The 24,032-nt window shown below is 71.9% G+C and carries 21 protein-coding genes and 1 pseudogene; 10 read left to right on the top strand and 12 right to left on the bottom strand.

What is annotated here, in order from left to right:
• Nucleotides 1–63: 63 nt before the first annotated feature.
• From ACZ4TW_RS17625 to ACZ4TW_RS17615, 3 genes are all read left to right on the top strand, one after another.
• The gene (locus ACZ4TW_RS17625; protein ID WP_465544749.1) at nt 64–1,569 is read left to right on the top strand and encodes a glyceraldehyde-3-phosphate dehydrogenase; all 1,506 of its coding nucleotides are present in this window, start codon (nt 64–66) and stop codon (nt 1,567–1,569) included.
• 30 nt (nt 1,570–1,599) lie between these two features.
• On the top strand, nt 1,600–2,775 hold the full coding sequence (locus tag ACZ4TW_RS17620) for a thiolase family protein (RefSeq protein ID WP_465544747.1): 1,176 nt from the start codon (nt 1,600–1,602) through the stop codon (nt 2,773–2,775).
• Nucleotides 2,776–2,883: 108 nt separating this feature from the next.
• On the top strand, nt 2,884–3,672 hold the full coding sequence (locus tag ACZ4TW_RS17615) for an SDR family NAD(P)-dependent oxidoreductase (protein ID WP_465544746.1): 789 nt from the start codon (nt 2,884–2,886) through the stop codon (nt 3,670–3,672).
• Nucleotides 3,673–3,728: 56 nt separating this feature from the next.
• Here the strand turns inward: ACZ4TW_RS17615 and ACZ4TW_RS17610 are convergent, their stop codons facing one another.
• From ACZ4TW_RS17610 to ACZ4TW_RS17600, 3 genes are all read right to left on the bottom strand, one after another.
• Entirely contained in the window at nt 3,729–4,712 is a 984-nt protein-coding gene (locus ACZ4TW_RS17610) for a permease prefix domain 1-containing protein (RefSeq protein WP_465544744.1), read from the bottom strand.
• Complete coding sequence (locus ACZ4TW_RS17605) at nt 4,709–5,050, bottom strand: PadR family transcriptional regulator (RefSeq protein ID WP_465544742.1); 342 nt, start codon at nt 5,048–5,050, stop codon at nt 4,709–4,711. Before ACZ4TW_RS17605 ends, ACZ4TW_RS17610 begins: the two co-directional genes overlap by 4 nt.
• A gap of 164 nt (nt 5,051–5,214) precedes the next feature.
• Complete coding sequence (locus ACZ4TW_RS17600) at nt 5,215–6,657, bottom strand: helix-turn-helix domain-containing protein (protein ID WP_465544740.1); 1,443 nt, start codon at nt 6,655–6,657, stop codon at nt 5,215–5,217.
• Between the two features lie 128 nt (nt 6,658–6,785).
• Between ACZ4TW_RS17600 and ACZ4TW_RS17595 the strand changes: the two genes are divergently transcribed.
• A complete protein-coding gene (locus tag ACZ4TW_RS17595; RefSeq protein WP_465544738.1) occupies nt 6,786–8,654 on the top strand; it encodes a phosphoenolpyruvate carboxykinase (GTP) in 1,869 nt (622 codons plus the stop codon).
• A gap of 150 nt (nt 8,655–8,804) precedes the next feature.
• On the opposite strand, the gene ACZ4TW_RS17590 is transcribed toward ACZ4TW_RS17595, so the two are convergent.
• The gene (locus ACZ4TW_RS17590; protein ID WP_465544736.1) at nt 8,805–9,320 is read right to left on the bottom strand and encodes a CHRD domain-containing protein; all 516 of its coding nucleotides are present in this window, start codon (nt 9,318–9,320) and stop codon (nt 8,805–8,807) included.
• Between the two features lie 169 nt (nt 9,321–9,489).
• On the opposite strand from ACZ4TW_RS17590, the gene ACZ4TW_RS17585 reads away from it, so the two are divergent.
• Entirely contained in the window at nt 9,490–9,900 is a 411-nt protein-coding gene (locus tag ACZ4TW_RS17585; protein ID WP_465544734.1) for a DUF1622 domain-containing protein, read from the top strand.
• Between the two features lie 25 nt (nt 9,901–9,925).
• Here the strand turns inward: ACZ4TW_RS17585 and ACZ4TW_RS17580 are convergent, their stop codons facing one another.
• From ACZ4TW_RS17580 to ACZ4TW_RS17560, 5 genes are all read right to left on the bottom strand, one after another.
• Entirely contained in the window at nt 9,926–10,396 is a 471-nt protein-coding gene (locus ACZ4TW_RS17580) for a 2'-5' RNA ligase family protein (RefSeq protein ID WP_465544732.1), read from the bottom strand.
• Nucleotides 10,397–10,431: 35 nt separating this feature from the next.
• Nucleotides 10,432–11,229, bottom strand: a complete 798-nt coding sequence (locus ACZ4TW_RS17575; protein WP_465544730.1) for a hypothetical protein — start codon at nt 11,227–11,229, stop codon at nt 10,432–10,434.
• A 148-nt stretch (nt 11,230–11,377) separates the two neighbouring features.
• Nucleotides 11,378–13,405 (bottom strand): ABC transporter ATP-binding protein, encoded by a 2,028-nt coding sequence (locus ACZ4TW_RS17570; protein WP_465544728.1) that lies wholly within the window; start codon nt 13,403–13,405, stop codon nt 11,378–11,380.
• Between the two features lie 133 nt (nt 13,406–13,538).
• Nucleotides 13,539–14,462 (bottom strand): carbohydrate kinase family protein, encoded by a 924-nt coding sequence (locus ACZ4TW_RS17565; RefSeq protein WP_465544726.1) that lies wholly within the window; start codon nt 14,460–14,462, stop codon nt 13,539–13,541.
• Nucleotides 14,446–15,378, bottom strand: a complete 933-nt coding sequence (locus tag ACZ4TW_RS17560) for a pseudouridine-5'-phosphate glycosidase (RefSeq protein ID WP_465544724.1) — start codon at nt 15,376–15,378, stop codon at nt 14,446–14,448. Before ACZ4TW_RS17560 ends, ACZ4TW_RS17565 begins: the two co-directional genes overlap by 17 nt.
• 42 nt (nt 15,379–15,420) lie before the next feature.
• On the opposite strand from ACZ4TW_RS17560, the gene ACZ4TW_RS17555 reads away from it, so the two are divergent.
• The 4 genes and pseudogenes from ACZ4TW_RS17555 to ACZ4TW_RS17540 all read left to right on the top strand — a co-directional run bounded on the left by ACZ4TW_RS17555 (nt 15,421) and on the right by ACZ4TW_RS17540 (nt 18,500).
• On the top strand, nt 15,421–16,347 hold the full coding sequence (locus tag ACZ4TW_RS17555; protein WP_465544722.1) for an ABC transporter ATP-binding protein: 927 nt from the start codon (nt 15,421–15,423) through the stop codon (nt 16,345–16,347).
• The gene (locus ACZ4TW_RS17550; protein ID WP_465544720.1) at nt 16,344–17,237 is read left to right on the top strand and encodes an ABC transporter permease; all 894 of its coding nucleotides are present in this window, start codon (nt 16,344–16,346) and stop codon (nt 17,235–17,237) included. The genes ACZ4TW_RS17555 and ACZ4TW_RS17550 overlap by 4 nt, the downstream gene beginning before the upstream one ends.
• Nucleotides 17,234–18,053: pseudogene (locus ACZ4TW_RS17545) on the top strand (ABC transporter permease). Before ACZ4TW_RS17550 ends, ACZ4TW_RS17545 begins: the two are co-directional and overlap by 4 nt.
• A 96-nt stretch (nt 18,054–18,149) precedes the next feature.
• Nucleotides 18,150–18,500, top strand: coding sequence for a hypothetical protein (locus ACZ4TW_RS17540; protein WP_465544718.1), 351 nt, complete (start codon nt 18,150–18,152; stop codon nt 18,498–18,500).
• A 58-nt stretch (nt 18,501–18,558) separates the two neighbouring features.
• On the opposite strand, the gene ACZ4TW_RS17535 is transcribed toward ACZ4TW_RS17540, so the two are convergent.
• Both ACZ4TW_RS17535 and ACZ4TW_RS17530 read right to left on the bottom strand, forming a co-directional pair.
• Nucleotides 18,559–19,107 (bottom strand): four-helix bundle copper-binding protein, encoded by a 549-nt coding sequence (locus ACZ4TW_RS17535; RefSeq protein WP_465544716.1) that lies wholly within the window; start codon nt 19,105–19,107, stop codon nt 18,559–18,561.
• A gap of 99 nt (nt 19,108–19,206) precedes the next feature.
• Nucleotides 19,207–20,706 carry an MFS transporter gene (locus ACZ4TW_RS17530; RefSeq protein ID WP_465544714.1) on the bottom strand — a complete coding sequence of 500 codons (1,500 nt, stop codon included), beginning with the start codon at nt 20,704–20,706 and terminating at the stop codon, nt 19,207–19,209.
• Between the two features lie 272 nt (nt 20,707–20,978).
• Here ACZ4TW_RS17530 and ACZ4TW_RS17525 point away from each other — a divergent pair, with 272 nt between their 5' ends.
• A complete protein-coding gene (locus ACZ4TW_RS17525) occupies nt 20,979–23,654 on the top strand; it encodes an AMP-binding protein (protein ID WP_465544711.1) in 2,676 nt (891 codons plus the stop codon).
• Here the strand turns inward: ACZ4TW_RS17525 and ACZ4TW_RS17520 are convergent.
• Nucleotides 23,614–23,979: a hypothetical protein gene (locus tag ACZ4TW_RS17520; protein ID WP_465544709.1), complete on the bottom strand. Its 366-nt coding sequence runs from the start codon at nt 23,977–23,979 to the stop codon at nt 23,614–23,616. The genes ACZ4TW_RS17525 and ACZ4TW_RS17520 overlap by 41 nt on opposite strands.
• Between the last annotated feature and the right edge of the window lie 53 nt (nt 23,980–24,032).

The raw sequence follows: 24,032 nt of genomic DNA, 5'->3' as shown, positions 1-24,032 counted from the left end.
CACCCCCCAACTTGAGTGCGGTCGACGCTGCCCACCATCGCGCGCGGCCGGGAAGGGCCTGATGTGAGCCACGAGTTCGAATCCCGTCGCGAGGAATGGATCGCCCGAGAGGAGCTCGCCGAGCGGATGATCCCGCTCATCGGCGGACTCTACCGACGCCACGGGGTGGTGACCTCCATCCACGGCCGCAGGCTCATCAACGCCTCCGCGGTCGACCTGCTGAAGGCGCACCGCTTCGCCCGGCAGGCCGGCGACGTCGAGCTCGCGCTCGATGACACGATGCGCGTGCTCGAGGCGCTCGCCGAGATCGAGCCGGCCCCCGCGTCCATCGACGTCGCCCGCCTGGTCGCGCGCTTCCACACGGCCGAGCCCGGCACCGAGCTCGTCGACTTCCTGCGGTCCGAGCTCGCGCCGGTGCTCGTCGACGGCGCCCAGCCCGCGGCATCCGGCACCGACGTCGTGCTCTACGGCTTCGGCCGCATCGGCCGCCTGCTCGCCCGCATCCTCATCGCCCATGCGGGCGGCGGCCAGGGCCTGCGCCTGCGCGCGATCGTCGTACGCAAGGGCGCCGAGAACGACCTGCAGAAGCGCGCCAGCCTCCTGCGCCGCGACTCGGTGCACGGCCCGTTCCAGGGCACCATCACCGTCGACGAGGAGGCGAACACGATCCTCGCGAACGGCACGCTGATCCAGGTGATCTACTCCGACGACCCGGGCACGATCGACTACACCGCGTACGGCATCTCCGACGCCATCGTCGTCGACAACACCGGTCGCTGGCGCGACGAGGCCGGGCTCTCCCGTCACCTCGAGTCGACCGGCGTCGCGCGCGTGCTGCTCACCGCGCCGGGCAAGGGCGCGATCAAGAACATCGTGCACGGCATCAACCACGACGCCATCACCCCCGACGACCGCATCCTCTCGGCGGCCTCGTGCACCACGAACGCCATCACGCCGGTGCTCGCCGCCATCGAGGACGCCTACGGCATCGCGCGCGGCCACGTCGAGACCGTGCACTCGTTCACGAACGACCAGAACCTCATCGACAACTTCCACAAGGGCGACCGTCGCGGCCGCTCGGCCGTGCTCAACATGGTCATCGCCGAGACCGGCGCCGCGAAGGCCGTGTCGAAGGCGCTGCCCGCGCTCGAGGGCAAGCTCACCGGCAGCGCCATCCGGGTGCCGACGCCCGACGTGAGCCTCGCCATCCTGAACCTGCAGCTGACGCGGCCGACCGACAAGCCGACGCTGAACGCGTACCTGCGCAAGGTCTCGCTCACCTCGCCGCTGCGCCAGCAGGTCGACTACATCGAGTCGCCAGAGGTCGTCTCGACCGACTTCGTCGGCTCGAACCGCGCCGGCATCGTCGACGGACTGGCCACCATCGCGGATGGCACCGACGTCGTGCTCTACGTCTGGTACGACAACGAGTACGGCTACTCGTGCCAGGTCGTGCGGGTGATCGAGGCCATGGCGGGCACGCACCCCCTCGTGCTGCCCGAGCGGCAGCCGGTGCGCGTCGAGCAGGTCGTCGCGGCCGCCGTGCCCGAGGTCGCCGAGGTCGGCTGAGTCGGTCGGCGGCGGTCGTAGGCTGAGGGCATGAGCCACGACGCCGTGATCATCGACGTGATCCGCACCCCCGTGGGGCGCGGCAAGCCCGGTGGCATGCTCTCGGGCGTGCACCCCGTCGACCTGCTCGCCGGGGTGCTGACCGCCATCGTCGACCGCAACGACCTCGACCCGGCGCTCCTCGACGACGTGATCGGCGGGTGCGTCAGCCAGGTCGGCGAGCAGTCGTACAACATCACCCGCAACGCGGTGCTCGCCGCCGGCTTCCCCGAGTCGGTCCCGGGCACCACGATCGACCGCCAGTGCGGGTCGAGCCAGCAGGCCGCGACGTTCGCCGCGCAGGCGGTGCTCGCCGGTCAGGCCGACATCGTGATCGCGTGCGGCGTCGAGTCGATGAGCCGGGCGCCGCTCGGGTCGAGCGCGGCCGGCGCCGACCCGTACGGCTCCCGTGTGCGAGCCCGGTATCCCGACGGGCTCGTCAACCAGGGCGTCTCGGCCGAGCTCATCGCCGCGAAGTGGGGCTTCTCGCGCGAGCAACTCGACGGGTACGCGGCGCGCTCGCATGCGCTCGCGGCCGAGGCGGGGGAGTCGGGCGCGTTCGCGACCGAGCTCGTGCCGGTGCCCGGAGTCGACCGTCTCGTCGACGAGACCGTGCGTCCCGGCACATCGGTGGATTCGCTCGCGGGCCTGAACCCGGCGTTCCGCACCGATGCGCTCGCCGAGCGGTTCCCCGATGTCGCGTGGAACGTCACGCCGGGCAACTCCTCGCCGCTCACCGACGGCGCGTCGGCCGCGCTCATCATGAGCGCCGACGCCGCCGAGAAGCTCGACCTCGAGCCGCGTGCCCGCTTCCGCGCCTTCTCGGTCGTCGGCAGCGACCCGCTGTACATGCTCACCGGCGTGATCCCGGCGACCGAGCGGGTGCTCGAGCGCGCCGGCCTCACGCACGACGACATCGACGCGTACGAGGTCAACGAGGCGTTCGCGTCGGTGCCGCTGGCCTGGCTCGCCGACACGGGGGCCGACGTCACGAAGCTCAACCCGCGCGGCGGCGCCATCGCGCTCGGGCACGCGCTCGGCTCGAGCGGCACGCGCCTGCTCACGACCCTCGTGAACCAGCTCGAGGCGACCGACGGCACCTACGGCCTGCAGACCATGTGCGAGGGCGGCGGCATGGCGAACGCGACGATCATCGAGCGGCTCTGAGCCGCGCCGTGCCGCGAGCGGTCCCGTTCGACGCGAACCGGGCTGCTCGGGCGGCCGCCCACGCGACGAACGGGAACGCTCGTCCAAACCCTCACAGGAAGGACCCACATGGAACTCAGCAGTGCATCCGCGATCGTCACGGGCGGCGCGTCGGGCCTCGGGCGCGCGACCGCGCAGGCCCTCGTCGACGGCGGCGCGCACGTCGTGCTCGTCGACCTGCCCGGTCCCCGCGGCGACGAGGCCGCAGCCGAGCTCGGGGAGCGCGCGCGGTTCGTGCCGGCCGATGTCGCCGACGAGGCGCAGGTCGCCGAGGCGGTCGCCGCGGCATCCGCTCTCGCACCGCTGCGGGTCGCCGTCAACTGCGCGGGCATCGTGACCGCGAACCGGACGGTGGGCCGCGAGGGTCCGGCTCCGCTCGAGGCGTTCGAGCGCACCATCCGGGTGAACCTCATCGGCACCTTCAACGTGCTGCGCCTCGCGGCCGCCGCGATGGCCGTGACCGAACCGGTCTCGGCGGGCGTGCCCGGCGGTCCGGCGACGCCCGAGCGCGGCGTCATCGTCAACACCGCCTCGGTGGCGGCGTTCGACGGGCAGATCGGCCAGGCGGCCTACTCGGCCTCGAAGGGCGGGGTGGTCGGGATGACGCTGCCGATCGCGCGCGACCTTTCGAAGCTGCTCATCCGCGTGGTCACGATCGCGCCGGGCATCTTCGAGACCCCGATGATGGCAGGCATGCCCGAGGAGGTGCGCGCCTCGCTCGGCGAGCAGGTTCCCCACCCGTCGCGCCTCGGCCACCCCGCCGAGTACGCGGCGCTCGTGCGCTCGATCATCGCGAACCCGATGCTGAACGGCGAGGTCATCCGCCTCGACGGTGCGATCCGCATGCAGCCCAAGTAGACCGGCGACGAGCGGATGTCGCGGGGCGACGCACCCCGCGACATCCGCTGGCCCGGTCAGATACGGCCGAGCGCGAGGGCCGAGCCGCCGCGGCCGCGGACGGTCTTGATGACGCCGTCGACGACATCCCAGACGGTGACGCCGACGAACAGGACGACGAAGATCGTGGTCGTCACGCCCGACGCCTCGCCCCACGGCCAGCCGATCACCTCGAGGAACTCGGGGTTGAACAGCTGCCCGGTGGCGAACAGCCACAGCGCCGGCACGGCGAACGCGACGTTGAGCAGGAGGTTCGCCGCGGCGAGCCACCAGTTCCAGCCCCACGCGTAGACCGCGATCGCGAAGAGCATCTCGAGCAGGATCAGCACGAGGAAGTACGGCAGCCAGAACGACCACAGGTCGGGATTGAGCACGGGGATCGACTCGAACGACCCGAAGGTGAACGGCTCGGCCTGCTGCCACACGATCACCACCGCGAACAGGGCGAGGAAGACCAGGGACGCGATGAGGTCGCTGAGCCGGCTCGACCGGCCCGCGTCGGGCACCTCGGGCAGCTGCTCGGGAGTCCAGGCGGCAAGCGCCTGCGGGCGCGGCGATCGCTCGAGGATGGCGAACACGAGCGTGACCCAGAACGCGAGGTGCACGACGAGGGCCAGCACGGTCGACACGACGGTCGCCGCGATCTCGCCGGGCGTCGCTCCCGCGAGCAGTTGGGCGAGGAGCAGGCCGGCGCCGGCGATCGGCAGCACGATCGCGTAGACCAGGGTGAGCAGCCGCTTCCAGGCGAGGAAGTAGCGCGGGCCGATGAGCTGCATCGGCCGGTCGGCGTACTCGGCGACGAGGGCGCCGGGGTCGCCGAGCTCGACGAGCACCGCGCGCTCGGCGTCGGCCGGGGCCGTGCCGTCGGCGAGGCGGGCGTCGACCTCGTCGCCGATCCGCTCGCGCAGCTCCCGCGCGAAGTCGTCGCGTTGCGTCTCGGGCATCTGGCGGGCGGCGGCCCAGACGTAGCGGTCGGTGAGGGTGGGCGTCGGTGCGCTCATCGTTCGTCTCCAGAGGTGAGCCGGGTCAGCGCCCGGTCGATGTTCTTCCAATCGGAGGTGAGGACCCCCGCGAGCTGCTCGCCCGCGGGGCTGGTGCGGTAGAACTTGCGGGGCCGGGCCTCGTCGGTGTTCCACTCGCTCGTGAGGAGGCCCTGCTTCTCGAGGCGCCGCAGCAGCGGGTACAGCGTGTTCGCATCGACGGTGATGCCGATGCCGTTGAGCGCCTCGAGCAGGGCGTACCCGTAGTCGGGCTCGCGCAGGCGGATCAGGCAACCGAGCACCACCGTGCCGCGCCGCAGTTCCTGCAGGTGGCCGGCAGTGCTGTCATCCATGCTCATGTGATGCACTTTACTGTGTGTCACACACTATCGCAAGACGCACATCGACGTTCCCCCGCCGCTGATCCTGTTTTCAGGTGCCGCGCGCAATCCCGCCCGTTTCTCAGGACGACACGCCGTGGGATGACGCGACCCGCCGGATAACGCCTGAGAAGAGAACGGGGTTACTCGTCGGCGTGGGCCTCGAGGAAGGCGTACACCTCGACGTCGTCGACGCCGGGGAAGGTGCCCGAGGGCAGCGGCGAGAGCACGTGCGCGTGCAGCCGCGCGCTCGGCCACGCCTGGCCGGCCCACCGCTCGGCCAGCCCCGCGGGAGCGCGGCGGCAGCACGCCTCGTCGGGGCACGTCGAGACCGCGCGCAGCGTCGTCTCGCGGCCCCGGAACCACTTCGCCTGGTTGAAGGGCACGCCGACCGTGATCGAGAACTCCGCGGCATCCGTTCGCCCGGTCTGCGTGGCGCACCAGAACGTGCCCGCCGGGGTGTCGGTGTACTGGTAGTTCTCGGTCGTACGGTTGGTGTGCTCGAACGCGGTGCGCGCGCTCCACTTCTTGCACACCCACTGGCCCTCGATCGACCCCGTGACATCGGTCGGCAGCGGCAGGTCGTCGTTCTCGTAGCCCTTCAGCAGTGCCCCGTCGCCGTTGACGCGCAGGAAGTGCGCGGTCATGTCGAGCTGCGTCGTGGCGAGGTTCGTGAAGCGCAGCGCCGCGGCCTCGTGCGTGACGCCGAACGCGTCGCGGAAGTCCTCGATCGCGAGTCGCTTCTCCTTCTTCGCCTCCTGCAGGAAGGCCACGGACGCCTCCTGCGGCATGAGGCACGCCGCCGCGAAGTAGTTGATCTCGAGCCGCTGCCACAGGAACTCGTCGTAGCTGGCCGGGGGAGTGTGGCCGAGCAGGCGATGCGCCATGGCCTGCAGTGCCATCGACCGGAGGCCGTGGCCCCCGGGGATCGACGCCGGCGGCAGGTAGATGCGGCCGTTGGCGAGGTCGGTGATCGATCGCGTCGAATCGGGCAGGTCGTTCACGTAGATCAGCTGGAACCCGAGCCGCTCGGCCATGACGCTGACCTCGCGGTGCGTGAGCGCACCCGAGCGGTGGCCCGACGCGCGCACCTGTTCCTCGGCGAGCTGCTCGATCTCGGGCAGGTAGTTGGCGCGCTCGCGCATGGTCTCGCGCAGCTCGGTGTTCGCCCGCCGCGCCTCCTCGGGCGTCGCGATGGCCTCGCTCGCCCGTCGCTGCAGCTCGCGGTGCAGGCCGACGATGGCCTCGAGCGACTCGTCGGTCATGCCGCGCGTGGGCTTGACGTGCGGCAGTCCGAGTGACGCGTAGAGCGGGCTCGACTGCGCGCGACCCAGCTCGAGCTCGAGCGCGGCGCGGCGGCTCGGCGCCTCGCGCGAGAGCAGGTCGGCCAGGTCGACGTCGAGCGCGCCGGCGAGCGCGTCGAGCGTCGACAGCTTCGGTTCGCGCTTGCCGTTCTCGATGAGCGAGAGCTGGCTGCCCGCGAGGCCCACCTCCTCGCCGAGCTGGTCGAGCGTCAGGCCGCGCTCGCCGCGATAGTGGCGGATGCGGTGGCCGAGCGTGGCCAGGTCGGGGCTTCCGAGCTTCATGCCTTCAGAATATCGAAAGATCGCAGAATCTTAACGCCAGAAATCGCCGAATGGATGGCTCGTCTTCTCGCACACTGGAAACACGCCACCGAACAGGGGCCTCCCGAACCTCCACGAAAGGGACGACGATGACCATCTCCGACTTCTCGGTCAGCGCCTCCGGATCCGCATCGGATGAGGGCGACCGCCCCCGCGGCACCACCGACCCCGCCCTGCGCGCGTGGGTCGCCGAGATCGCCGCCCTCACCAAGCCCGACGAGATCGTCTGGTGCGACGGCTCGCAGCACGAAGCCGACGTGCTCACCAAGCAGCTCGTCGCCGAGGGCAAGTTCATCAAGCTCAACCCCGAATGGCGTCCCAACAGCTACCTCGCCCGCACCGACCCGTCGGACGTCGCGCGCGTCGAGGACCGCACGTTCATCTGCTCGACGTACGAAGAGGACGCGGGTCCCACCAACAACTGGCGCGACCCGCACGCCATGCGCGAGGAGCTCGCGCACGTGTTCGACGGCTCGATGAAGGGCCGCACGATGTACGTCGTGCCCTTCTCGATGGGCCCGCTCGGCGGCGACATCAGCCAGCTCGGCGTCGAGATCACCGACTCTCCGTACGTCGTGCTGTCCATGGGCATCATGACGCGCATGGGCGAGCAGGTGTACCGGCTCATCGAGGCCGGCGAACCGTGGGTGCGCACCATCCACTCGGTGGGCTACCCGCTCGTCGACGGCGTCGGCCACCGCCGTGAGGATGTGGAGTGGCCCTGCAACGAGACCAAGTACATCGTGCAGTTCCCGGACTCGCGCGAGATCTGGTCGTACGGCTCGGGCTACGGCGGCAACGCGCTGCTCGCCAAGAAGGCGTTCGCGCTGCGCATCGCCAGCGTCATGGCCCGCGACGAGGGATGGCTCGCCGAGCACATGCTGCTCATCAAGATCACCTCGCCCGAAGGCAAGGCGTACCACGTCGCCGCGGCGTTCCCGTCGGCGTGCGGCAAGACGAACCTCGCGATGCTGCAGCCCACGATCCCCGGTTGGAAGGTCGAGACGATCGGCGACGACATCGCGTGGATGCGCCCCGGCGAGGACGGCCGCCTCTACGCGATCAACCCCGAGGCCGGCTTCTTCGGCGTGGCGCCGGGCACCGGCGAGTCGACGAATCCGACCGCGGTCCAGACGCTGTGGGGCAACACCATCTTCACGAACGTCGCGCTCCGGCCCGACGGCGACGTGTGGTGGGAGGGCCTGACCGACACGCCGCCCGCCGAGCTCACCGACTGGGAGGGCAACCACTGGACGCCCGACTCCGGGCGCCCGGCCGCGCACCCGAACTCGCGGTTCACGGTCGCCGCCGCGCAGTGCCCGCAGATCTCCGACGACTGGGATGCCCACGACGGCGTGCCGATCGACGCGATCCTGTTCGGCGGCCGCCGCGCGACCAACGTGCCGCTCGTCGCCGAGGCCCGCTCGTGGAAGCACGGCGTCTTCATGGGCGCGACGATCTCGTCGGAGCAGACCGCCGCAGCCGAGGGCACGGTCGGCGAGCTCCGCCGCGACCCGTTCGCCATGCTGCCGTTCTGCGGCTACAACATGGCCGACTACTGGGGGCACTGGGTGAAGATGGGCCGCGTCCTCGGCACGAACGCGCCGAAGATCTTCCAGGTCAACTGGTTCCGCAAGGGCCACGACGGGAAGTTCCTCTGGCCGGGCTTCGGCGAGAACTCGCGCGTGCTCGAGTGGATCGTCGGCCGCATCGAGGGCACCGCCGACGTGCGCGAGACGCCGATCGGCCTGCTGCCGGCCGACGGCTCGCTCGACCTCGACGGGCTCGACATCTCGCAGGACACCATCGGCCACCTGTTCGAGGTCGACCCGAAGACGTGGCTCGCCGAGTGCGACCTCACCGAGGAGTACTTCGGCCAGTTCGGTGACCGGGTGCCTGCGGCGCTGCGCGCCGAGCTCTCCAGCCTCCGCTACCACCTGCAGCAGCAAGTGGCGTAGCGGCCGCTCGTCGGCCGGTCGTCCCGGGCGGGGGCGGCCGGCCGCAGCGCGCATGGGGGTGCGCGCAAGGCGACGGATGCCGCGGGCGCGGCGTGCACGGGAAGGCGCGCCTCGCCCGCGGCATCCGTCGCCCTTCTTCGCGCGAGCGGATCAGTCGATCTGGCCGCGGATCTCGCCAGCCGGGATGTCGCCGGGACCGCCGGTCGTGTTCGGGTCGCCGTCGTTCGTGTGCACGTTGACGTACGCGTCGCCGGCCTCGATCGCCTCGACGAGTGCGCTCAGCGGCTGGCCCGCGAGCGGCCCGACGAGGTCAGCCCCGGTGATCGTGCCGGTGGCGATCACGCCGCTGGTCCGTCCGGCGTCGGGTGCCTCCGGCCCGTAGAGGAAGGCGACCACGGGTCCGTTCTCGTCAGCTGCGCCGAGGTGGATGTGCGCCGCGAACGGGTTGTCGAGGTTCGCCACGATGAGGCGGTACTCGAGCTCGGTTCCGTCGGCTGAGAGCTTGAAGATCGTCTGGCCCTGCGCCAGTGACTCGTTGGCCGGCAGTTCATTCGCCCCGGTCAGGTGGGCGGTGTAGGTCGTGCCGGCCGCCTGGGCGGGCAAAGCCGCGGCCATCGACCCGCCGACCGCCAGGATTGCGGCGAGCAGGATATTGGAAAACCTCATGATCGACCCCCTCGTCGATACGCTCGGCCGGCGCCGTCGTCGGCCGATGCCCGCATTCTCGTCCCGTGCGCCCGGCGCCGGAAGACCCCGGCCGGGGCACGTTCACGCCACGCCCGCCGCCACGCTTACCGGATCGTCCCGCGGGGCTACCGTGGGCCGTGGAGGGCACATGGAGTTCGGGACGGCCATCACCCGCGTCGGCGAGATCATCGACATCATCGGCGTGGTCGCGATCGTCGTCGGCGTGCTCTACGCGATGGTGGATGCGGCGGTGCGTCGGCTCCGGCGGACCGGCCCGGTCTACACCCGGTTCCGTCGGGTGCTCGGCCGCGGCATCCTGATCGGGCTCGAGTTGCTCGTCGCGGCCGACATCATCCGCACCGTCGCGGTGACGCCGACCATCGAGTCGGTCAGCGTGCTCGCCCTCATCGTGCTCATCCGGACGTTCCTGAGCTGGTCGCTCGAGGTCGAGATCTCGGGGCGTTGGCCGTGGCAGAAGGCGCGCGCGGGCGCCATCGACGAGGACGCCGACGCGGGGGCCGACGCCCCGCAGCCCCCGCCGACCGCCGAGCGCGTGTAGGTCCGACCGGCGCGAGCGGATGCCGTCAGGCCGAGAGCGGCCAGACCGCCACGACCGTGCGCATCGCCCGTCCCTCGGGCGGTCGCAGGTCGACGAGTGCGGCCTGGGCGAGCCGGATGGCGCGTCCCGGCGGGATAGAGCCGTGCACGCCGTCGGTGACGTGCGGGCGATAGTCGATCCGGGCCCGTGCGACATCGACGTCGGCGTCGCGCAGGGCGCGGAGCAGGCGCGTGCGCATCGCACCGAGCGGTCCGTCATCGCGGATGAGCGTGACGGGCACGTCGCGCTTCGGGCCGAACATCGCGCGGTCGAACGCGAGCGTCTCGATCGGCCGACGGCCGTGCAGCACGGGCGTGATGAGGTCGCCGACCCACGCGGCGTCGTGCCGGGTCTCGAACGGCTCGACGACGGTCACGTGCAGCGGCCACGCCGAGACCGGGAACGCCTCGCCCGCGGCGAGCGGCTCGAGCGGCAGCACGACCGCGAAGCGTCCCATGCGGCGAGCGTACGCCGCACGGGACGCCGCGGCGATCAGGCGATGCCGGCCTGGCCGAACAGGTCGAGCAGGGCCGACGGCGCGAAGCGCACCTCGATCGAGCCGGTGGGTCCGCCGCCGGCGGAACCGATCCACAGGCCGGATCCCTCGTGCATGCGCATCCAGCCGTCGCGGAAGACGACGGCGGCGCCGATGACGATGGCGATCGCCGGCGCGTCGCCTGCGCGCAGGTCGATCGAGCCCTCGATGTCGTGCTCGGCGCGCGCGTCGACGTCGTCGCGGGCCTCGACCCCGACCAGGGGCCGGCACACCGGCGTGCCGAAACCGGGTGCGTCGAAGGGGCTGGATGTCGAGGCATCCGCGGACACGCCCACGTGCACGCTCGTCGAGGCGAGCGCGGTCTCGGCGCGGCCGTCGAGCACCAGGCGGCTCCCGGCGCGGAAGCGGTAGAAGAGGCGGCCGTCGACGGGCGCGGCGGGCAGCACCGCGGCGGTGACCCAGTTGCGAGACCACGAGAGCGCATCGCCCTGCCGGTTCGGCGGGTCGTACAGGCTCGCGGTGAGGCGCACGGCGCCGTCGGCGCGGGTGGCGGCCGCGCGCAGCGGGCTGGTGCGCTCGCCGTCGGGGTTGACGGTGCGGGCCTGCTCGAAGGCGGGCAGGCGCTGGGTGTCCCACTCGCGCAGCCACGTCTGCAGGCGGCTGCGGAGTTCATCGAACCCGGGGCGCGCCGCGACCGCGGCGTCGTCGGTGGGCGGGGCGTCGAGTGCCGCGACGAGGTCGCGCGCGGAGAGTGCCGCGGGGCCCGCGGTCCGGGGGGAATCGAGCAGCGTCATGGTGGTCCTCCGTCTGGGCGGCGCGAGCGCGCCGGGATTGCGATGGAGGCCACGCTATGCACGTGACGGCGACGCGACATCCGCGTGCGCCCCGGGGCGGGATGGGGGAAAACCCTGAATCCGGTGGTGGGGTTCGGAACCGGCGAACTCAGACCAGCAGCTGGTGCTCGGCGAGCTCGCGGTAGAGCGGCACGGCCTCCACGAGCTGCCGGTGCGTGCCCTCGCCGATCACGCGCCCCTCGTCGAGCACCACGATGCGGTCGGAGTCGACGACCGTCGACAGCCGGTGCGCGATCACGATGAGCGTCCGCCCGGCCGCGACGGCGTCGATGGCCTCGCGCATCATGCGCTCGTTGACGCCGTCGAGCGAGGACGTCGACTCGTCGAGCAGCAGGATGGGCGGCGCGGCGAGCAGCGCGCGGGCGATCGCGAGCCGCTGGCGCTCGCCGCCCGAGAGCATGATGCCGTTCTCCCCGACCTGCGCGTCGAGTCCGGCGGGGTCGCGCTCGAGCACGGTGCCGAGGTTGACGGCGCGGAGCACGTGCTCGCACTCGGCATCGGTCGCGTCGGGGCTGCCGAGCTTGAGGTTGTCGCGGATGGTGCCGGCGAGCACCGGCGCATCCTGCTCGACGTAGCCGATCTGCGCCCGCAGCTCGGCGCGCTCGAGTGCGCGCACGTCGAGCCCGCCGAGCCGGACGGTGCCGACGCTCGGGTCGTAGAACCGCTCGATGAGCGCGAGGATCGTGGACTTGCCGGCTCCGGACGGGCCGACGAGGGCGATGCGCTGCCCGCGCGGGACCCGGAACGACACGCCCCGCAGCACGGGCTGCCGATCGGTCACGTCGGGCTCGGGCAGGTGCTCGTCGGGCGAGTCGTTGCCGGGGTCGGCCGGGTCGGACGGGCGCGTGAGCGCGTACGCGAAGTGCACGTCGTCGAACTCGATCGCCGGGGCATCCGGCAGCAGGCCCTCGTTGGCCGGGCCGACGATGACGGCCCGCGCCGCGAGCTGCCGGTCGTGCGCATCCTCGTCGGGCAGGTCGAGGACCTCCTGGATGCGGCCGAGCGCGCCGAGCGCCTGGTTGACCGAGGTGATCGCGCCGAAGGCCTGGCCGAGCGGCAGGATCATCATGAAGAGGAACAGGATGAACGCGACGAGGTCGGCCACCGTGATCGCGCCCGACGCCACGCGGAACCCGCCGACCCCCAGCACGACGAGGAAGGAGACCTGCATCGCGATGCCGGCGATCGGCACGATGAGCGCCGAGATCTTCGCGACCTGCACGCCCATGCTCCACGCGCCCTCGGCCTCGCGCTCGACCGCGGCGACCTCGCGCTCGGTGGCGCCGGCGGCACGGATGGTGCGCACCGACGTGATCGCGCGTTCGACGGAGGCCGCGACGTCGCCGACCTTAGCCTGCGCCGCGTGCGACGCCTCGCGCACGCGGGCCGACAGCAGGGTCACGGTCGTGATCGCGATGGCGATGACGAGGGCGGTGAGCCCGAGGAGTGCGGCATCGATGATGAGCATCGCGATGAGCGCGCCGACGAACGTGACGGCGCCGCCGATCGCCTCGACGAGGCCCTGCGTGAGCACGGCGCGCAGCATCGTCGTGTCGCTGCCGACGCGCGAGACGAGGTCGCCCGTGCGGCGCGTGTCGAACTCGGCGATCGGCAGGTGGAGGATCTTCGCGATGAGGCGCTTGCGGCTCGAGAGCACGACGCCCTCGCCCGTGCGCTGCAGCAGGTAGTGCTGGTAGCCCGTGATGATCGCACTGACGACGACGAGCGCGACGAGCGCCCAGACGATCCCGTCGAGCGGGTCGCCGGCCTCGACGATGGTGATGACGCGGCCGACGAGCAGCGGCTGGGCGAGGCTCGCGATCGCGCCCACGACCGAGAGCACGGCGACCCAGATCAGCACGGGCCGGTGCTCGAAGATGAAGGGGAGCAGCTGGCGGAAGGTCGCACGGGGGCCGGGCGGGGTCTCGCCGCGACGGCTGAAGGGGCTGCGGCGCGCGGTGTTCTCGGGCCGCCCGCCGGAGGGCTTCGATGCGTCGCCCGTCGCGGGACGACGGCCGGGCAAGGGGATGCCGCCGGTGCGGGCGGCGCGCGCGGCCTCGCGTTCCGCGGCGCGGGCCGCCGAACGGGTCGCCGGGCGGGTCTCGATGTCGCTCATGTCGTCTTCCTGTCGCACGGCCCACGTCGCCGGCATCCGTCGCGGCGCTCGCGGGCCGCCATGCAGCATACGTCGCCCGGCTGGGAGCCGCGCCCGGGTGCGACCCGGGCTGTGGAGAGACGCCGCGGAGAGCTCAGCGGGATGCGACGTCGCCGCCGGGCGAGGCGATGACGGATGCCGCGAGCCGGTGCCCCGCGAGGCAGCACGCCGTGGCATCCGCACCGGCCAGTGCCGCGGCGAGGTAGCCCGCGGCGAACGCGTCGCCCGCGCCGGTGAGATCGCGCACTCCCTCGACCGGCGCCACCGGCACGCGCGCCACCAGCACTCCGTCGTCGAACACCTCGGTCGGCTCGGATCCGCGCTTGACCACGACCCGACGGGCGACGGATGCCGCGGGCTCGCCGCCGCCTGAGACCCCGAGCAGCAGGCCCTCCGTCTCGTTCGCGAACAGGATGTCGGGCCGCAGCTCCGAGTACCAGCCGACGACCCGCTCGACGCCGAGCCCGTCGAGCAGGCCCGTCGACGACGCATCGACCGACACGTGCGCGCCGCGTTCGCGCGCAAGGGCCAGGAGCCGGCGCACCTCGCCGCGCATGGGCTCGTGCTCGAAGCCGTAGCTCGGCACGTGCAGCCATGCGACCCCGTCGAGCCAGGCGGGGTCGACGCCGTCGAGCCCGGCCGCGGCCGCACGGTCGGGGAACATGGTCCGCTCGCCGTCGGGCGCGACGATCAGCACGACCGCACCGGTTCGGCCGCTGCGCTGCACGCGCACGTCGACGCCGGTCGCCGCGAGCGCGGACTCGAGCGCGCGTCCCGCACCGTCGTCGCCGATCCGCCCGATGAAGCGCGTGGACGTGCGCGCCGCCGCGTGCGCCGCGACGTTCGCGGCACTCCCGCCCCGCGACCGGAACACCTGCGCGGCCGAGTCGGTCGCCGCGCGGATCGGCTCGGTCGCCCAGACGACGATGTCCTCGAGCAGGTCGCCGACGACGACGAGGACGCCCGGCGCGACCGCCGTCACGGGCGACTCGCCCGGCGCGTCAGCCGGCGAGCTCACGCGCGATCTCCGCACCGAGGCGCGCGTTGCCGAAGTACACCGCGAGGTTCACCTCGAGGCTTCGGCCGCCGGTCGCGTGCTGCACGAAGTCGAGGAGGAACGGCGTCGTGTCGTGGCCCGTGACGCCCGCGTCATCCGCCGCCCGCAGCGCCTCGACGAGGACGCGGTCGTGCACGACGGGGTCGAGCTGCTCCGACTCGGCGATCGGGTTCGCGATCAGCACCGCGGAGGCGAGGCCGAGCTCGTCGCGCGCGCGGGCGAGGGCCGCGCCGTCCGCGGCACGCTCGATCCGCGCCGGCACCGGGAATCCCGAATCGGCGACGTAGAAGCCGGGGAAGCGGTCGGTGCGGTACCCGGCGACCGTGATGCCGAGCGTCTCGAGCCGCTCGAGCGTCGCGGCGATGTCGAGGATCGACTTCACGCCCGCGCTCACGAGCGTGATCGGCGTGACCGCGAGCGTCGGCAGGTCGGTGGACTCGTCGAACGTCGAGCCCGCACCGCGGTGCACGCCGCCGAGCCCGCCCGTCGAGAACACGCGGATGCCGGCGCGATGCGCGAGCCACGCGGTCGCCGCGACCGTCGTGCCCGCGTCGAGGCCCTGGGCGCGGGCGACCGGAAGGTCGCGGGTGCTCGCCTTCACGACACCCTCGCCCGCGCAGAGGCGCCGGAGGTCGCCGTCGTCGAGTCCCACGACCGGGATGCCGCCCAGCACGCCGATCGTCGCGGGCTCGACGCCCGCCTCGCGCACCATCGCCTCGGCCTCGAGCCCGACCTCGAGGTTGCGCGGGCGCGGCAGGCCGTGCGTCAGGATCGTCGACTCGAGCGCGAGGACGGGCCGGCCGGCGGCGACGGCATCGCGGACGCGGTCGGCGATGCGGATGGCGCCCACGGCGCCGCGGGACGGGTCGGGCTGCATGGCGCCATGCTATGTCGGGGCCCGGGTCTAGGGTGGGGAAGCGTGCCGCAGCCCGTGATCGTCGCGAAGCAGCTCGTCAAGCGCTACGGGGAGTTCGCCGCCGTCGACGGGCTCTCGTTCGAGGTGGCGCCGGGCGAGTCGTTCGGCCTGCTGGGGCCCAACGGCGCGGGCAAGTCCACGACCATGCGCATGGTCGGCGCCGTGTCCGCCCGCACGGGCGGCGAGCTGTCGATCCTCGGGCTCGATCCCGACCGGCACGGTCCCGACATCCGCTCGCAGCTGGGGGTCGTGCCGCAGGCCGACAACCTCGACGCCGAACTGCGGGTGCGCGAGAACCTGCTCGTCTACGGCCGCTACTTCGGGCTGCCGCGGCGGCTCGTCGCGGAACGCGCCGACGAGCTGCTCGGGTTCGCCCAGCTCGCCGACCGCGCGACGACGAAGGTCGACGCGCTCTCCGGCGGCATGAAGCGTCGCCTCACGATCGCGCGCGCCCTCATCAACGACCCGCGCATCCTGCTGCTCGACGAGCCGACCACCGGTCTCGACCCGCAGGCCCGGCACATCCTCTGGGATCGCCTCTTCCGGCTGAAGGAGCAGGGCAAGACGCTCGTGCTCACGACGCACTACATGGACGAGGCCGAGCAGCTCTGCGACCGGCTGATCGTGGTCGACCACGGACGCATCATGGCCGAGGGCACGCCCGCCGAGCTCATCAGGCGGCACTCGTCGCGCGAGGTGCTCGAGTTGCGGTTCGGCTCCGACCGCAACGAGGAGGTCGCGCGCGCCCTCGAGGGCTCGGGCGACCGCATCGAGGTGCTGCCCGACCGCATCCTCGTGTACACGGCCGACGGCGAGGCCGAGCTCGAGCGCATCTCCGACGCGGGGATGCGTCCGCTCACGAGCCTCGTCCGCCGCTCCAGTCTCGAGGACGTCTTCCTGCGCCTGACCGGACGGAGCCTCATTGAATGAACGACGGTTCCGCGGGGCGAGGAGGCCCGGAGGGCCGTCTCGAGACCCCCGCGACATCCGCTCCGCCGACCGACGACGCCCGCCGCGCGCTCGCGGGCGGCTCCCGTCCGCGCCGGTTCGGCGCGTGGTACGTCGCCGAGCACCGGCTGCGGGTCATGTGGTCGTATGCGCAGACCATCCTCGCGACGGGGTTCGGCGAGCCGCTCATCTACCTCTACGCGATGGGCGTCGGCCTCGCGACGCTCGTCGACCAGAACCTCGGCGTCGAGGCCGGGGGCGTGGGCTACCTCGTCTACGTCGCTCCGGCACTGCTGTGCAGCGCCGGGCTCACCACGGCGACCATCGAGTTCTCGTACCCCGTGCTGCTCGGCTACAAGTGGAATCCCACGTTCAGCGGCATGCACGCCGGTCCGATCCGCCCGGGCCAGATCGTCGACGGGCTCGTGATCTCGGTCGTGATCCGGCTCGTCGCGACGATGGTCGTCTACTTCGGCTTCATGCTGCTCTTCGGTGCGGTGCCGTCGTCGACCGGGTGGCTCGCGATCCTCGTCGCGACGCTCACGGGTATGGCGTTCGGCACGCTGCTCATGGCCTACGCCTCGACGATCCGCGACGACACCGGACAGCTCGCCATGGTCGAGCGCCTGATCGTGGTGCCGTTGACGTTGTTCTCGGGCACCTTCTTCCCGCTCTCCGAGCTGCCGTGGTTCCTCCAGTGGATCGGATGGCTCTCGCCGCTGTGGCACGGCACCGAGCTCTCGCGCGTGCTCACCTTCGGCTACCCCGAGCCGATCTGGCTGACGGTCGTGCACGTCGTCGTGCTCGTCGGCATGACCGTGGCCGGATGGCTGTGGGCCCGGCGGATCGCGCTGCGGAGGCTGACCGCATGAGCGTCGTCGACCACGCCGTCGAGCACCGCACCCGCCGCGGCGTCGGGGCGCTCTACGCCGGCAACGCGCGAGCGGTGATGTACCGCGGATGGCGCGCCACCCGCTCGACGAACTGGCTCGTGATGCTCAGCGGCGTGTTCGAGCCCATCTTCTACCTGCTCTCGCTCGGCATCGGGCTCGGCGCGGGTCGGCACCGTCAGCGTCGACGGTCGCGAGGTACCGTATGCGGCGTACATCGCCCCCGCGCTGCTCGCGGTCGCGGCGATGAACGGCGCGATCTACGACTCGACGTGGAACGTGTTCTTCAAGATCCGGTTCGCGAAGCTCTACGAGGGCATGCTCGCGACCTCGCTCGGCCCGCTCGACGTCGCGCTCGGCGAGATCTCGCTCGCGCTCCTGCGCGGCGGGCTCTACGCGGTCAGCTTCATGGCGGTCATGCAGGTGCTCGGGCTCGCGCTCTCGTGGTGGGCACTGCTCGCGATCCCGGCGGTGCTGCTCATCGCCTTCGGGTTCGCGAGCCTCGGCATGGCGGTGACGAGCTACCTGAAGTCGTTCCAGGAGATGGACTGGATCAACTTCGTGATGCTGCCCATGTTCCTGTTCTCGGCGACCTTCTACCCGCTCACGGTCTACCCCGAGCCGATCCAGTGGGTGATCCAGGCGCTGCCCCTGTGGCACGGGGTCGAGCTCGTGCGCGGGCTGACGACGGGCGCCGTCGGCCCGGCCATGCTCGTCCACGTGGGCTACTACGTCGTGATGATCGCGCTCGGCATGTTCTTCACCACGAAGCGGCTCCGCGCGCTCTTCCTCGCCTGACGGTCGACTGTTTCCGCGTGTGACGGCTCGCCGCGACATCCGCTCGGCCCCGGCGTATCGTCGCCTGCACGGTACGAACCACGTCAGGAGCCAGCCATGTCGAGTCACCAGCCGCACGCCGCCGCCGAGTCCCGCACGGGCCTCGCGATGGGCATGCGCGGCTGCGTCGAGGGCGAGTCCTGCGCGAGCGACCGACCCGGCCACGGGCTGCACCCCATGCAGGACCGCCTGTCGCGCATCGCCGCGAGCCGGTGGGTCGACGCGGTCGTGACGGCGTCGGGCGCCGACGGCTTCGTCGAGCTCCTCGACCTCGACGGCCTGGTGCACCGCGTCTGGCACCACGGTGCCCTCACCGGGCGGCTCGCGGTCGGCGACCCCGTCGCGCTGCACGGCGTGTACGGCGTGCTCGCGCGCGGCGACGACCGGTACAGCGTCGCGGCCGTCTGACGCGCCCGGACGCACGTGACGCGGCCGAGCCGGCCGCGTCGACGTGATCAGGAGATCGTCAGCTCGCGGGCATCATCTCCTTCATCGCGCCCATCATCTTCTCCATGGCCATGACCGCCTGGTCGCACGCCATGGCGCACATGCGGCAGTGCTCGCTCATCTCGGCGTGCATCATGCACTCGGCCGAGCACGCGCGGCACATCATCACGCAGGTCTGCATCATCGACATCATGACCTGCATGTCGTAGCCGGTCGTGCGGAGCATCATGCGCATCATCGTGTCGCACACGTCGGCGCAGTTGGAGCACATGGCCGCGCACCGACCCATGCCCTCGCCCGCGTCCGCGTCGGCGCACATGACGCACGCCTGCATGCACGCGGAGAGGGCCTCCATACACTCCTGCATCATCGACATGTCCATGTCCTTCATGGGCATGTCGGACGCGGACATCGCGCCCTTCATCATGTCCATCGTCATGTTCATCCGCGCACCTCGCCGTCTTCGGGGCCGGGCGTCGACGTTGCCGGCTGAGGACCCGGCGACCCTTGTCGGCGACATGCTACGCCGCGCCCCGCGCCGCCAGAAGGGGGTCGCGCCATCCGTCATCGGCCTGGAACGGGCGTGGAACGCAGACGGAACAGGGCGGATGCCGTCGGGCAGGTGAGCCCACGACATCCGCCCCGTCGACGGTGACCGCGACCGCGTCTAGAGCGAGGCCGCCTCGGCCTCGGCCTCGGCGAGCTGATCGCGACCGCCGACGCCGGCGTCGTCGTAGTCGACGTCCTTCGTCTCCTTCGAGATGAGGAGCGCGACCAGGGTCAGCACGCCCATCGCCGAGAGGTAGATGCCGACCGGCCACGGCTGGCCGTCGGCCGCCGCCCACAGGGCGACCGCGATGAGCGGTGCGACCGCGGCGCCGAGGATCGACGAGACGTTGTACGCCACGGCCGAGCCGGTGTAGCGCACGTTGGTCGGGAACAGCTCGGGCAGCACCGCGCCCATCGGCCCGAACGTCGAGCCCATGAGGAGGAAGCCGAAGACGAGGAACGCCTGGACGAGCGCGCCCGTGAACTTCGGGTCGAGCTGCGGCATGAGGAACAGGTTGAAGCTCAGGCCGAACACGATGATCGCGACGGTCACCCAGATGAGCAGGCGGCGACGGCCGATCGCGTCGGCGATCGGGCCCGACAGGAGGGTGAAGATGCCGAAGAACACGACGCCGATGATCTGCATCGTCACGAAGTCGGCGTAGGTGAAGCCGAGGCCGGGGTAGAAGCCCGCGGCGAACGCGTCGGCGTCGAAGGGCTGGCCGGAGGCGGTCGCCGCGGCCTCGGCGGCGGCGCTCGCCGTCTCGAGGTCGGCGGCCTTCGTGCCGTACGAGAGCGTGAAGTTCGTCATCAGGTAGAACAGCACGTACGTCGCCAGCATGATGAACGTGCCGAGGATGAGCTCGCGCCAGTTGTGGCGGAACGCGGTGCCGAGCGGCAGCTTGCGGATGGCGCCCTTCTCGGCGGCCTTCGTGAACGTGCTCGACTCGACGAGCTTGAGGCGCACCCACAGGCCGACGACGACCATGACGGCCGAGAAGAGGAACGGCACGCGCCATCCCCACTCGAAGAACCACTCGCGCGAGGGCGCGAGCAGGTTGATCGCCAGGAACACGCCGTTGGCGATGATGAAGCCGATCGGCGCGCCGAGCTGCGGGAACGTGCCGTACCAGGCGCGCTTGCCCTTCGGTGCGTTCTCGGTCGCGACGAGCGCGGCGCCCGACCACTCGCCACCGAGCGCGAAGCCCTGCGCGAGGCGCATGACCAGCAGCAGCAGTGCGGCGAACCAGCCGATCTGCTCGTGCGTCGGCAGCAGGCCGATGAGGAACGTCGCGATCCCCATCGTGAGCAGCGAGGCCACGAGCGTCGCCTTGCGGCCGTGCTTGTCGCCGAAGTGGCCGAAGACGATCGCGCCGATCGGGCGGGCGACCATCGCGGCACCGAACACCGCGAACGACGACAGCAGCGCGGTCGTGTCGTTGCCGGTCGGGAAGAAGAGGATCGGGAACACGAGCACCGCCGCGGTCGCGTACGCGTAGAAGTCGTAGAACTCGATGGTGGTGCCGACGAGGCTGGCGAGGATGACGCGGCCGCGCGAGTTCGCGGGGGCGGCGGGCGCCGTGGCGGTCGGGCCGGCGGGGGAGGAGGTTGCAGTCATGGCAGGGCGGGACTTCCGGTATGGACGTGGCCGGCGCGGGGCGCCTCGGTGGGGCGCCGCACCGCGTCGGCGGATGGAACCGCTGCTTGTGGCAACCTGCACACCTTACGCAGCCCGGTCTGCGCTCGCGAGCCGGGTGCGACGAGCGGTGCCGGTCGTGCGACGAACGGTCGGCCGGGTGCGATGCGGAGCGTGACATCCGATTTCGATGGCGAGCGGATGTCGCCTAAGGTAAGCCTAACCTTCCGCTGACACACCGGAGTCCACCCCGCATGCGCACCATCCTGACCAGGACCGAGCCCGCCGCGCTCGACCTGCTCGGCGGCGAGCCATGGGCACCGGCGATCGTGGCGCCCGGCTCGTCGCTCGACTACGGCGAGCTCGCCGAGCGCGTCGCCGACCGACGGGCCGAGCTCGGCACGGGTCGGCGCCTGGTGTTCCTCGCCGGCTCGAACACCCTCGAGACAGTGGTGACGTATCTCGCGGCGCTCGCGGGCGGGCATCCGGTCCTGCTGCAGGCGGGCGGGGCGGATGGCGCGGCCGGCCTCGACGGCATGATCGCCCGGTACCGGCCGGACGTCATCGTGCAGGCCGGTGCCGACGGCGCCTCGCCGTCGATCGAGCACCATGCCGCGGGGAGTCGGCACACGTTCCATCCCGAGCTGGCGCTGCTCGCGAGCACGTCGGGTTCGACCGGTTCGCCGAAGCTCGTGCGCCTCTCGCGCGCGAACGTGCTCGGCAATGCGCGCAGCATCGCCGAGTACCTGCGCCTCACGCCCGATGACCGCGCCGCGACGACGCTGCCGCTCCACTACTGCTACGGGCTCTCGGTCGTCAACAGCCACCTGGTGGCGGGCGGCAGCCTGCTGCTCACCGACCGCTCGGTCGTCGAACCCGAGTTCTGGAGCGAGTTCGACGAGGCTCGCGCGACCTCCTTCGCAGGCGTGCCCTACACGTACGAGCTGCTCGAGTCGACCGAGTTCGCCCGGCGTCCGCCGACGACGCTGCGGTACGTGACGCAGGCCGGCGGACGGCTCGCGCCCGACCGCGTGCGGGCGCTCGCCGCGCTCGGACGCGAGCGCGACTTCGACGTGTTCGTGATGTACGGGCAGACCGAGGCGACCGCGCGCATGGCGTACCTGCCGCCCTCGCTCGCCGAGAGTGCGGCGGGGGCGATCGGCGTGCCGATCCCCGGCGGTTCGTTCCGGATCGACACGACCGTCGGCGGCGACGCGCCGGGCGAGGGCGAGCTCGTCTACTCCGGCCCGAACGTCATGATGGGCTACGCCGAGGAGCCCGACGACCTCTCGCGCGGACCCGAGCTCGACGAGCTGCGCACCGGCGACCTCGCGCGGCGACGCGACGACGGCCTGTACGAGATCACCGGGCGCCTGAGCCGGTTCGTGAAGAGCTTCGGCCTGCGCCTCGACCTCGACCGCCTCGAGCGGCTGCTCGCCGACGACGGCCTCGAGGCGCGCACCGTCGGCGTCGACGAGCGGCTCGCCGTGTTCGTGCGGCACGACCGGTTCGCGGCGGCCGCCCGCGAGGCGGTGCAGCGGCACACCGGACTGCCGCCGCACGCGTTCGACGTGCACGCGCTCGCCGAGTTCCCGCGCACCGCGAACGGCAAGCCCGATCACGCGGCGCTGCGCGCGCACGCATCGCTGCTGCGGGCCACGGCGACGGATGATGCGTCGAGCGCGTCATCCCACGCCGGGACCTCGGCCTCCGACCTCCGCGACCTCTACGCCGAACTGCTCGGCCGTCCCGACGCGACCGAGGACGACAGCTTCACCAGCCTCGACGGCGACTCGCTGAACTACGTCGAGCTGGCACTGCAACTCGAGGCGCGCATCGGCGCGCTCCCCGCCGACTGGCCGAGCCGTCCCATCCGCGAACTGGGTGGGTCGAGGAGGCCCGCCGCGGCCGCCTCGAGACCCGACCCGCCGGGCTCGAGACGGACGGACGTCCTCCTCGACCCGCCGGAACCCGTGCGACCTCGCCGACGCATCGCCCGCCTCGAGACCTCGGTCGTGCTCCGCGCCGTCGCGATCCTGCTCATCGTCGCCACGCACGCCGACGTGGTGCAGCTGAAGGGCGGTGCGCACCTGCTGCTGGCGGTCGCCGGCTTCAACCTCGCGCGATTCCGGCTCACCGGGAGGGGTGCGCCGTCCGCCGATGCGCGCGCCGCGCGCGCCCGCCGCGTCCGCGGGCTCCTGCGGAGCGCCACCGCGCTCGTCGTGCCCGCCGTGCTGTGGATCGGCGGCGTCGCGCTCATCGCCGGCACGTACGATCCCGTCACCGTGGCGCTGTCGAACTGGCTCGTGCCCGGCGCCGACGCGTGGAGCGAGCAGTGGCAGTTCTGGTTCCTCGAGGCGCTGGTCTGGTCGATCCTCGGCCTGGCCGCGCTGTTCGCCGTGCCCCGCATCGACGCGCTCGAGCGGCGGTATCCGTACGTCTTCGCCGTCGCGGTGCTGGGCGCCGCGCTCGCGTGGCGGTATGCGGTCTCGGGCGGGATCGCACCGTCGTCGCCGCTGCGCTACTCGCTTCCCGCGATCGCGTGGCTCATCGCGCTCGGCTGGCTCGTCGCCCGATCGACCACGACCACCCGCCGCGTCGCGGCGACCGCGATCGTGCTCGCGACCGTGCCGGGATTCTTCGGCGACCCGGTCCGCGAGTCGATCGTGATCGTCGGGATGGTGCTGCTGATCTGGGTCGCGAGCCTGCCGGTCCCGGCGTTCCTGGCCGGGGCGGTCGGCACCGTGGCATCCGCGTCGCTGTTCGTCTACCTGACCCACTGGCAGGTGTACCCGCCGATCGAGGAGGTGTCCCCGCCGCTCGCGATCGCCGCGTCCTTCGCCGTGGGCCTCGCCGCGTGGTGGGCGTGGGGCCGGGCGAGCGGATGGCTCAGCGCCAGGCGACGGCGAGGATCACGTTCAGCAGCGTGAGGCCGCCGATGCTCCACAGCGCCCACGACGGCGCCGGCTCCTTCTTGCGGAACACGAACACGAGCACGGTGATCACGATCGCGACCGCGAGCTTCACCGCGATCTTGACGTTGTTCACGTCGTAGATGTCGCCGAGCTGGATGGTGCCGACCAGCAGGACGCCGGTCACGAGCATCGTGAGCGCACCGTGCACCATCGCGGGCACGACCTTGCCCTGACCCGCCGCCACCGCCTTGACCTGCACGAGGAACCCGCCGAGCAGCGAGGCGAGCCCGACGAAGTGCAGGATGACGAGGATGGTCCGGAGGACGTCGAAGGCGGTCATGCCCCCGAGCCTACGAGTCGCGCCTCATCCGGCGCCAACCGCAGGCCCCTTCT

The organism is Agromyces sp. NPDC029043 (genome assembly GCF_055564615.1).
The sequence above is the reverse complement of the archived record's forward strand: the minus strand, read 5'-3'. Positions and strand labels throughout refer to the sequence as shown.

Excerpts from the sequence above, each read along its gene's own strand:
- ACZ4TW_RS17620 (WP_465544747.1), top strand. The coding sequence starts at position 1,600 with ATGAGCCACGACGCCGTGATCATCGACGTGATCCGCACCCCCGTGGGG.
- ACZ4TW_RS17615 (WP_465544746.1), top strand. The coding sequence starts at position 2,884 with ATGGAACTCAGCAGTGCATCCGCGATCGTCACGGGCGGCGCGTCGGGC.
- ACZ4TW_RS17610 (WP_465544744.1), bottom strand. The coding sequence starts at position 4,712 with ATGAGCGCACCGACGCCCACCCTCACCGACCGCTACGTCTGGGCCGCC.
- ACZ4TW_RS17605 (WP_465544742.1), bottom strand. The coding sequence starts at position 5,050 with ATGAGCATGGATGACAGCACTGCCGGCCACCTGCAGGAACTGCGGCGC.
- ACZ4TW_RS17600 (WP_465544740.1), bottom strand. The coding sequence starts at position 6,657 with ATGAAGCTCGGAAGCCCCGACCTGGCCACGCTCGGCCACCGCATCCGC.
- ACZ4TW_RS17595 (WP_465544738.1), top strand. The coding sequence starts at position 6,786 with ATGACCATCTCCGACTTCTCGGTCAGCGCCTCCGGATCCGCATCGGAT.
- ACZ4TW_RS17590 (WP_465544736.1), bottom strand. The coding sequence starts at position 9,320 with ATGAGGTTTTCCAATATCCTGCTCGCCGCAATCCTGGCGGTCGGCGGG.
- ACZ4TW_RS17585 (WP_465544734.1), top strand. The coding sequence starts at position 9,490 with ATGGAGTTCGGGACGGCCATCACCCGCGTCGGCGAGATCATCGACATC.
- ACZ4TW_RS17580 (WP_465544732.1), bottom strand. The coding sequence starts at position 10,396 with ATGGGACGCTTCGCGGTCGTGCTGCCGCTCGAGCCGCTCGCCGCGGGC.
- ACZ4TW_RS17575 (WP_465544730.1), bottom strand. The coding sequence starts at position 11,229 with ATGACGCTGCTCGATTCCCCCCGGACCGCGGGCCCCGCGGCACTCTCC.
- ACZ4TW_RS17570 (WP_465544728.1), bottom strand. The coding sequence starts at position 13,405 with ATGAGCGACATCGAGACCCGCCCGGCGACCCGTTCGGCGGCCCGCGCC.
- ACZ4TW_RS17560 (WP_465544724.1), bottom strand. The coding sequence starts at position 15,378 with ATGCAGCCCGACCCGTCCCGCGGCGCCGTGGGCGCCATCCGCATCGCC.
- ACZ4TW_RS17550 (WP_465544720.1), top strand. The coding sequence starts at position 16,344 with ATGAACGACGGTTCCGCGGGGCGAGGAGGCCCGGAGGGCCGTCTCGAG.
- ACZ4TW_RS17540 (WP_465544718.1), top strand. The coding sequence starts at position 18,150 with ATGTCGAGTCACCAGCCGCACGCCGCCGCCGAGTCCCGCACGGGCCTC.
- ACZ4TW_RS17535 (WP_465544716.1), bottom strand. The coding sequence starts at position 19,107 with ATGACGGATGGCGCGACCCCCTTCTGGCGGCGCGGGGCGCGGCGTAGC.
- ACZ4TW_RS17530 (WP_465544714.1), bottom strand. The coding sequence starts at position 20,706 with ATGACTGCAACCTCCTCCCCCGCCGGCCCGACCGCCACGGCGCCCGCC.
- ACZ4TW_RS17525 (WP_465544711.1), top strand. The coding sequence starts at position 20,979 with ATGCGCACCATCCTGACCAGGACCGAGCCCGCCGCGCTCGACCTGCTC.
- ACZ4TW_RS17520 (WP_465544709.1), bottom strand. The coding sequence starts at position 23,979 with ATGACCGCCTTCGACGTCCTCCGGACCATCCTCGTCATCCTGCACTTC.